At 63.5% G+C, this 8,465-nt stretch carries 6 protein-coding genes; 5 read left to right on the forward strand and 1 reads right to left on the reverse strand.

What is annotated here, in order from left to right; all coding sequences use genetic code 11:
- The 4 genes from VGL01_RS13190 to VGL01_RS13205 all read left to right on the forward strand — a co-directional run.
- On the forward strand, positions 1–1,050 hold a 1,050-nt coding region (locus VGL01_RS13190), incomplete at its 5' end, for a PHB depolymerase family esterase (RefSeq protein WP_331569963.1).
- A 251-nt stretch (positions 1,051–1,301) separates the two neighbouring features.
- The gene (locus VGL01_RS13195; RefSeq protein WP_331569965.1) at positions 1,302–2,435 is read left to right on the forward strand and encodes a substrate-binding domain-containing protein; all 1,134 of its coding nucleotides are present in this window, start codon (positions 1,302–1,304) and stop codon (positions 2,433–2,435) included.
- Positions 2,432–5,269, forward strand: coding sequence for an ATP-binding protein (locus VGL01_RS13200; protein WP_331569967.1), 2,838 nt, complete (start codon positions 2,432–2,434; stop codon positions 5,267–5,269). Before VGL01_RS13195 ends, VGL01_RS13200 begins: the two co-directional genes overlap by 4 nt.
- 167 nt (positions 5,270–5,436) lie before the next feature.
- A complete protein-coding gene (locus tag VGL01_RS13205) occupies positions 5,437–6,897 on the forward strand; it encodes an alkaline phosphatase family protein (RefSeq protein WP_331569969.1) in 1,461 nt (486 codons plus the stop codon).
- Between the two features lie 35 nt (positions 6,898–6,932).
- Here VGL01_RS13205 and VGL01_RS13210 read toward each other — a convergent pair whose 3' ends face one another.
- Positions 6,933–7,787 (reverse strand): PA4780 family RIO1-like protein kinase, encoded by an 855-nt coding sequence (locus VGL01_RS13210; RefSeq protein ID WP_331569971.1) that lies wholly within the window; start codon positions 7,785–7,787, stop codon positions 6,933–6,935.
- Positions 7,788–8,145: 358 nt separating this feature from the next.
- On the opposite strand from VGL01_RS13210, the gene VGL01_RS13215 reads away from it, so the two are divergent.
- On the forward strand, positions 8,146–8,465 hold a 320-nt coding region (locus VGL01_RS13215; RefSeq protein ID WP_331569973.1), incomplete at its 3' end, for a hypothetical protein.

The following is an 8,465-nucleotide window of genomic DNA, read 5'->3' on the forward strand; positions in this document are numbered from 1 at the left end:
TTGCGTACCGCCGGGCCGCTGGAAGCTACCGCGGCGATTCAACGAGCGCTGCGCGGGGGCGATGGCAGCGCCGAGCGCGCGGTGCCTGAGCCACCTGTCGACGCGCTCGACGCGAACCCATCCGCACGCGCGGGAGCAACGGAGGCGTTCGTCCGCCCGCATGTCGCCAGGCAGGCCGAGGTGGAGGACCGTGGGCATTTCAGTTCGCTCACGTATGTCAACGACGCCGGGCAGCGGAACTATAAGCTCTACGTGCCAAGCGGGTACCGAGGGGCGCCATTGCCGCTGATCGTGATGTTGCACGGCTGCACGCAAGACGCGGACGATTTCGCGGCTGGCACCAGGATGAACACGTTCGCCGAACGTCACCACTGCCTCGTTGCCTATCCGATTCAATCGAAGCGGGCAAATCCGTCCGGCTGCTGGAGCTGGTTCAAGCCGGGCCACCAGCAGCGGGAGCGGGGCGAACCTTCGTTGATCGCGGGAATCACGCGCGAGGTGATAGCCAATCACAGCGTCGATCCGGCTCGCGTGTATGTTGCCGGTCTGTCGGCGGGCGGCGCGATGGCCGCGGTGATGATTCACACCTATCCGGAACTGTATGCCGCAGCGGGAATCCACTCGGGTCTGCCATATCGCTGCGCTCACGACGTGCCGTCGGCGCTTGCCGCGATGAAAGGGGCCGTAGGGGCGCGGCGTGCGCAAGGCGCCGACGGTCACGATGGGTCGACAATGCCGAAGCGACCGTTGATCGTCTTTCATGGCGACGCGGACACGACGGTTCATCCCTCCAACGGCAGCGAGCTCGTGCGGGCATTCAGCGCCAGCACGTCCCCCGTCACCGAGCCGCTGGACCGCCCGGGGCGCGCATGCACGCGGCGTCGCCTGACGGCTGTCAACGGCATCGATGCGGAGTATTGGATCATCCATGGTGCCCCGCATGCGTGGGCCGGTGGCAGTGTCCGCGGGACGTACACGGATGCCGCTGGCCCCGATGCCAGCGCCGAGATGATGCGATTCTTTCTCGCGCATCCACGGCACCTTGAATGACGCATCGCGATTGCATGCTGACGCCCGCGAAGCGAAGACGCTGTTGCGGCGTTTTTCGGTTCATCGCAATAGTTCTCTCTTCATAAATCGAAACCGGCCAACCGTCGTGACTCTCATGCGAGGCGGCGCACGCATCTCCAATGGCACGCGGCGGGCGCGGTGTAGTATCTGATTCGCAGGGTGACCCTGCGCGGCATTTCGGTACATTGAGAACGCGGTCGGCGAATCGCGTCGGGGCCTTGGGGAAAACGATGAGGGGCTGGCTCGTTGCGTGGGTATGCGCATGCATGCTTTCGGTTGCTGCGGCGCAAGGTACGCCGGCTGCCTCCGTACCGGGGACGTCGGTCGCCGGGGAGAACTACCTGGCCGCGGCGAAACGCGTCGTCGATGCCGCGGCGCAACCGGCCGCACCCTGGAGCGGGCCGCGCACCGGGCCGCGGGCGCAACCTGGGAAACGGATCGCCATCGTCGCCGAGGATTTGCGCAACGGCGGCATCGTCGGCGTGATCGACGGTGTGCTGGAGGCGGCCAAGGTCATCGGCTGGAGTGTGCAGATATTCGACTCCGCCGGCATGCCGGATCAGCGGCTGAAGACGCTTGCAAGCGCGCTGGCAAGTCGTCCGGACGGGCTTATCATTGTCGGTGGCGACGCACGCGCCCTGCTGCCCGGGTTGCAGCCGTTTGGCGAGCGGAAGATTCCAATCGTCGGCTGGCATGTCGCGGCCCAGGCGGGACCGGTGTCCGGCACGCCCGTGGCGATGAACGTGACGACGGACCCGCTCGAGGTCGCGCGCGTGACCGCGCTGGCGGCCATCGTTCAGTCCGGCGGGCATGCGGGAGTCGTCATCTTCACGGACTCCAATTTCCAAATCGCGCAAAGCAAGGCGAATGAAATGGCCGCCGTCGTGCGCGCGTGCAGCGGTTGCACCTTGCTCGAAGTGCGCGACGTGGCGATTGCGCGCAGCCAGGAATTGATGGCGGGTACGACACGCGCCTTGCTCGAGCGGTATGGCAAGCGCTGGACATATGCGCTCGCCGTCAACGACATCTACTTCGACTACGCCGCCCCGGTGCTGACCCAGGCTGAAATGCCGAGCACTGCCATGGCCATGCTGTCGGCCGGCGACGGTAGCGAGTCCGCCTTCCTGCGCATCCGAACGGGCAGCTTCCAGACGGGCACCGTGGCGGAACCCGTGAATTTGCACGGCTGGCAGTTGATCGACGAGTTGAACCGTCTCTTCGCCGGGCAGCGCGTCACCGGATACGTGTTTCCGGTGCATCTCGTGACGGCGGACAACGTCGCAGCGGACGGCGGCGATCGTCTGCTCTACGACCCGAACAACGGCTATCGCGACGTCTATCGCCGCATCTGGCAACGCCCGTGAAACTTCAGCTCCCACGGTCCCTCACCGCGCAGTTCACGCTCGTGGTTTCTTGCCTCGCCACCCTGGTGGTGGCGGTCGGTGCCACGACCATCTACTCGTTGGCCGGTTCGGTTTACGCCATCCGCCAGTTGGCAGAACAGCGGCTGGCTCGCCAGGAAGATGCACAGGACCTGGCACAGCGCACTCTGATGATCGAACGCCTCGCATTGGAGTTGTCGAATGACGATGCCGTGGACTCGGTGCGCGAGACACATCGGCATATCATGGAGCAGTTGGCATCCTTCGACCGCCTGGTGGACCGCCTCGCTTCCGCGATCACTCCCACGGGTGAGAACGTCGGTATCGACGCGTTGGCGCTACATCGATCGAGTCAGCGCTTCCGCAATACGGTCAACATCGAGGCGCAGGTCCGCGAGACCGCGCTGGTCGCCGCAGTCGCGCCGGCCGCTGCGCCGCGGCCCGGGGCGTCATTGGCCAGCCTCGATGACGATCTGCGCCGCCAGGCCGACGCTCTGGCCGCGGCGGCGCACGAGCAGTCCGAGTACTTCACGCGCGATTACCGGAAAGCGGTTCAAGATCTGGCTGCAGACCTGGACCGCACGCGCAGGTGGGTGGGCGGCGAAGTTGCGGTGAGCCTGCTGCTTGCGTGGCTGATTGCCCGGACGTTCCTCGGTCGCCACGTCGTGGAACGGCTGCGCCGGGTCAGCCACTTTCTGCGCCACGGCGAGGTCGACGGTGCGTCAGCCGGTGTCCCCGTTTACGGCGGCGATGAGATTGCCGATATGGCGCGCGCTGTCGAGCAGTTCCTCGAAGACCGGCGACAGCGCAGGCAGGCCGAGAATGCGCTGAAGAATCTCAATGCCGAGCTCGAAGCGCGCGTCGCACAGCGCACTGCTGAACTCAGCAAGGCGCTTGCGGGCCAGACGGCCGAGATCGTCGAACGACAGCACGCCGAAGCGGCTGCACGTGCAAGCGAACATTTCCTCGACAGCATCATCGAGAACATTCCCGACGTGATCTTCGTCAAGGATGCGGCGACGCTGCGCTTCGTGCGATTCAACAAGGCTGGAGAGCGACTGCTCGGGTATCGGCGAGAGGAACTGATCGGCAAGTCCGTCCACGATCTGTTTCCGGCGGAGGAGGCAGCTTTCTTCGCGCTGAAGGATCGTGAGGTACTGGAGTCACAGCAGATGGTCGACGTGCCCGAGGAGCCGGCCCACACGCGTTACGGGCTGCGCCTCGTGCATACGATGAAGATCCCGATTCTCGACGCGCGCGGCGAGCCGCAGTTTCTGCTCGGCATCTCACGTGACATCACAGAGCAAAGGCGTGCCGAAGAGGAACTGCGGCGCTACCGAGAGCACCTCGAAGATATGATCCGCGAGCGAACGGCCGAACTGGCCATCGCCAAGGAACGCGCCGACGCGGCCAACCAGGCCAAGAGCGGCTTTCTCGCGCACATGAGCCACGAGTTGCGCACGCCGTTGAACGGAATTTTAGGCTACGCGCAGATCCTCAAGCGCGATAAGAGCCTCGGTCAACGCCAGATCGAGCGGGTCGCGGTGATCCAGCACAGCGGCGAACACCTGCTTGCGATCATCAACGACCTCCTGGATATGGCCAAAATCGAAGCCGGAAGGGCGGAACTCATTCCGTCCGACATTCGGCTCGACGGCTTCATCGACTTCATCGCCGAAACGATTCAGGTGAAGGCAACGGAAAAGGGCCTGGGCTTCGTGTGCGAGATGGCCCCCGATCTGCCCGCGGGCGTGCGGGTCGACGAAAAGCGGCTGCGCCAGGTGCTGCTCAACCTGCTCTCCAACGCAATCAAATTCACCGAAGAGGGGACCGTGCGCCTACGCGTCAGTTGCCTGGCGCCGGAGCGGCTGCGGTTCGAAGTCGAGGACACCGGCATTGGCATAGACGAAGCGCGTCTGGAGGCGCTCTTCCGGCCATTCGAACAGGTGAGCGATGCTCAGCACCGGTTTGGCGGCACAGGGCTGGGCCTGGCGATCAGCCGGCAGCTGGTGCGCTTGATGGGGGGCGAGATCCACGTCGACAGCCGCCTCGGCGTTGGGAGCACATTTTCGTTCGAGCTGAGCGTCCCGGTGGTGGCGCCTCAGCCACCTGTCGCCGCGCCCGAATGGACGGTGACTGGCTATCAGGGACCACGCAGGACCATTCTCGTAGTGGATGACGTGGCGGCAAACCGTTCTTTGGTGGTCGATCTGCTCGGTCAGCTCGGATTCGACACCATCGAGGCCGGCGATGGACTGGAAGCGCTCGAGAAGGCCAAAGCGCAGCGGCCGGAACTCATCCTGATGGACGTCGTCATGCCGGGGATGGATGGGCTCGAAGCCACGCGGCGGCTGCGCGAAATGCCGGCGTTCGGGGATCTGCCCATCGTTGCGGTCTCCGCCGGCGCGTCGGGGAGTAATGCGAAAAACAGCCTGGCGGCCGGTGCAAACGCGTTTCTATCGAAACCGATCGATTTCAGTGAGCTGTTGTCACAGATCGCGGCTCTGCTGAACATCGAGTGGAACGACGAGATGCCGGAGACGCAACCGGCCGACGCGGGCCGAACGGCTGTACGCGCAACCGATCTCTCCATGGGGACTTTGGTCATACCGCCGCGGGAGCAAATGGAAGCGCTGCACCACTTGGCGCGAATGGGCGACATGCGTGCCATCGTGCAACACGCCATGCACCTGAGCGAGCTCGATGAGCGCTATCGTCCTTTCGCCGACCACCTTTGCCGGTTGGCGAGGGATTACCGGTCCAAGGCGATCCTCCGCTTCGTCGAGCACTATGTGGCAAGAAGGGAAGTCCCTTGATCTTGCGTTAACTCATACGGCCGTCCATCACAGTCAACGACAGCAGCCATTGTCCGGCGCGCGCGTTGCGCTGCAGCACGAGCGCTTGGGTTGGATGCGGGTACGTGAAGTGCTACCCAGCAAGCGTCGGCGACCCGGTCGGTCTTGACAACAACGGAGATAAGGCCATGGACGATCATCAACCTTCGAATACACCCGATCCCGTGCGCCGCAAGATAGTCGCCGCGCTCGCGGGTACCGTCGCGTTGTCGGCTTGCGGCGGAGGGGGCGGCGGGTCGTCCGGCAGCACCGGTGCGACGAGCGGCATTCCGCCCGATCGCGCGAATCTTCCGCGGCCTGCATTGCCTAACCCGGCGACGTCGGGCGTCGATCACATCGTTCTGGTCACGATGGAGAACCGCTCGTTCGATCACATGTTCGGCTGGGTACCGAACGCCGAGCATCTGCAGATTCGTCAGTTCACCGACGCGTTCGGTCAGGTGCAATCGTCGTTCGCATTGACGTCGAACCCGGCGTACGGATTCCAGGCATGCTCGTTCTCCGACCCGAACCATACGTACGAAGGCGGGCGCGTCCAATTGGCCAACGGCGCGATGAACGGCTTCCTGCTCACGCCCGGCACGAGTCTCATGCGCGGCGACCTGCTGCCCATTGGCTACTTCGGCGAGGCCGATCTCGATTTTTACCGAGGAGCCGTGACGCAATACACAGTGTGCGACTACTTCATGAGCGGGGTCTTGTCGGCCACGTTTCCGAATCGTCTCTATCTGCATAGCGGCGAGACCGATCGTCTCGACGACAGCAGTGATACGTCGTCGCTGGCGACCATCTGGGATCGGCTCGACGCAAAGAACGTCTCATCGACATACTACTTCCACGATGTCCCGTTCACTGCGCTGTACGGCACGCGCTATGTCGGCCGCTCGAAGTTGTTCTCGGATTTCCTGTCGGACGCGGCGTCCGGCAACCTGCCGTCGTTCTGCATGGTGGATCCGAGCTTCTCGGGGGAACCGCAGGGTACATCCAACGACGATCACCCCCATGCCGACGTGCGCAATGGGCAGGTGCTGCTCGGCCAGATCTACGAGGCGCTGCGCACCGGACCGCAATGGAGCACGACCCTGATGATTCTCGTGTATGACGAATGGGGCGGCTTCATGGAGCATGCGGTGCCGCCCGTCAAGCCGGTGTCGACGGCGGAAAGGAGCCTCGGCAACGATGGTCGGCTAGGATTTCGCGTGCCGTGCATGCTGTTGGGGCCGCGCGTGCGCGCGAACCTCGTATCGCGCTACCCGTTCGATCCCAGCTCGATTCATCAACTGCTTGCATGGCGTTTCGGTCTCGACCCGTTGGGTGTGCGCGCAACCGACCCGAACACCTTCAACATGGCTTTTGCGCTCGACTTCACCGACGCTGCGCGAACGGACTCGCCTGCCATTGCGGTCACGCAGGGAACGTTCGGCGTTGCGTGCTCGACGGCAGGCATCGTACCGGGGCTCGGCGGAGTCGATCATAGCCAGCAGAGCGCTCCCACATCGGCATCGGATACAGGGGCCGCGCCATCCGGGGGACGCTTCGCCGAGTTGCGGGCGAAGGCGACCGCGCTAGGTTTTCCTGGTGGCGGGTAAATTCTACGCAGCGCTTGTACGGGACGCCGGGATTATCACCCGGCGCTCAGTTCTTGCTGTCGTCGCATGCGCGCGTCTTCCTCGAGACGTGTGTCTTCGAGTTCCTGCAGCACGCTATCGAGGTCCACCGGTCGCGTATCGACTTCGATGCGGCCGCTCAATTCGATATCCGCGTGTAACTGGCCTGCTTCGAACAATGCCCAAATTTCCGTCCCGTAACCGGTGGCGAGAATTTGCGGTGCGAAGCGTCCGAAGTACGCGGCCAGATTGTCGACATCGCGCTTGAGCATCGAGGCGGCTTCATTATTGGCAGCGGCGTCGACGGCCTGAGGCAGATCGATGATCACTGGCCCATCCGCCGCCAGCAGGATGTTGTATTCGGACAGGTCGCCGTGAACCACGCCCGCGCAGAGCATGCGGACGACCTGGTTGAGCAGCAGCGCGTGGAGTTCGATGGCACGCGCTTCAGTCAGATCGACGTCGTTGAGGCGAGGCGCGACGCCACCCGTTGCATCGACCACCAGTTCCATCAGTAAAACGCCATCGGTACAGATATAGGGTTGCGGGACTCGTACGCCCGCATTGGCGAGCCGGAACAGCGCGTCGACTTCAGCGTTCTGCCACAACTCTTCCTGCATCTGACGGCCATACCGCGTACCTTTTTCCATTGCACGCGCCTGCCGGCTGTTCTGGACCTTGCGGCCGTCACGATACGACGCGGCTTGCCGGAAACTGCGCTGCTTCGCGTCCTTGTAGACCTTTGCGCAACGTGTCGAGGCGCCGCTGCGCACGACGTAGACTGTGGCTTCCTTGCCGCTCATCAACTGGCCTATAACCTCGTCGATGAGTCCTTCGTCGAGAAGCGGCGCGAGCCTTTTGGGTATTTTCATCCGGTCGTCCCGTGCCGCTCATGGCGTGTGCGTTCGAAATGCGTGGAGGGCGAATGGCTCACGAAGGCGTACGCGGTCAGCGGACGATGAGTCGCGCAGCCGGTGGCCATCTTAGGGTTTACATCGGGAATGGAAAGAGTCATGCCGGATTATAAGCGGGCGAGAGGAAGCCGACCCACAGCATCGAGAACTTGGGGTTCGCCACATGTGGCCCCAAAGTTGGCGAGTTCTATAATTAACCGTTTGCCACGTCCCCATGGCCTGCCCAACGCCGGCGCAGAGCGATGACATCGGCAGTGGCCAGTCTGGCCGGCGCGGCCCTTCGATCGACAGACAGCGATAGCTCAGTGAGGAACTCATGGAAATCCAACCAACCGACTGGTTTGCGCTGGACAAGTACGCTCCGGTCCGCGATGGATGGTACGAGGTTCAACTTGTAAGTGGCGATACCGCCTTCGCAAAGTATGGCGACGGTGAATGGACCGAAAAGCCTTTGCTCGTTTTTACGCATTGGCGCGGCTTGAGCGCCGACCCGGCCAAGTCTGGCGAAACCGAAAGCATCGGCGCCGAGGCGATGCTCGCCGAAGGGGTCCGGGCCGTGATGAATGTTTTCTTCCCCGGCCACGGAGATGAGGCGCACCAGCCGCGCGAAGACTCCGAGCACGGCAAGGGCAGCTA

Origin of the sequence: Trinickia sp., from assembly GCF_036503415.1 — a bacterium.
Classification (GTDB): Bacteria; Pseudomonadota; Gammaproteobacteria; order Burkholderiales; family Burkholderiaceae; genus Trinickia.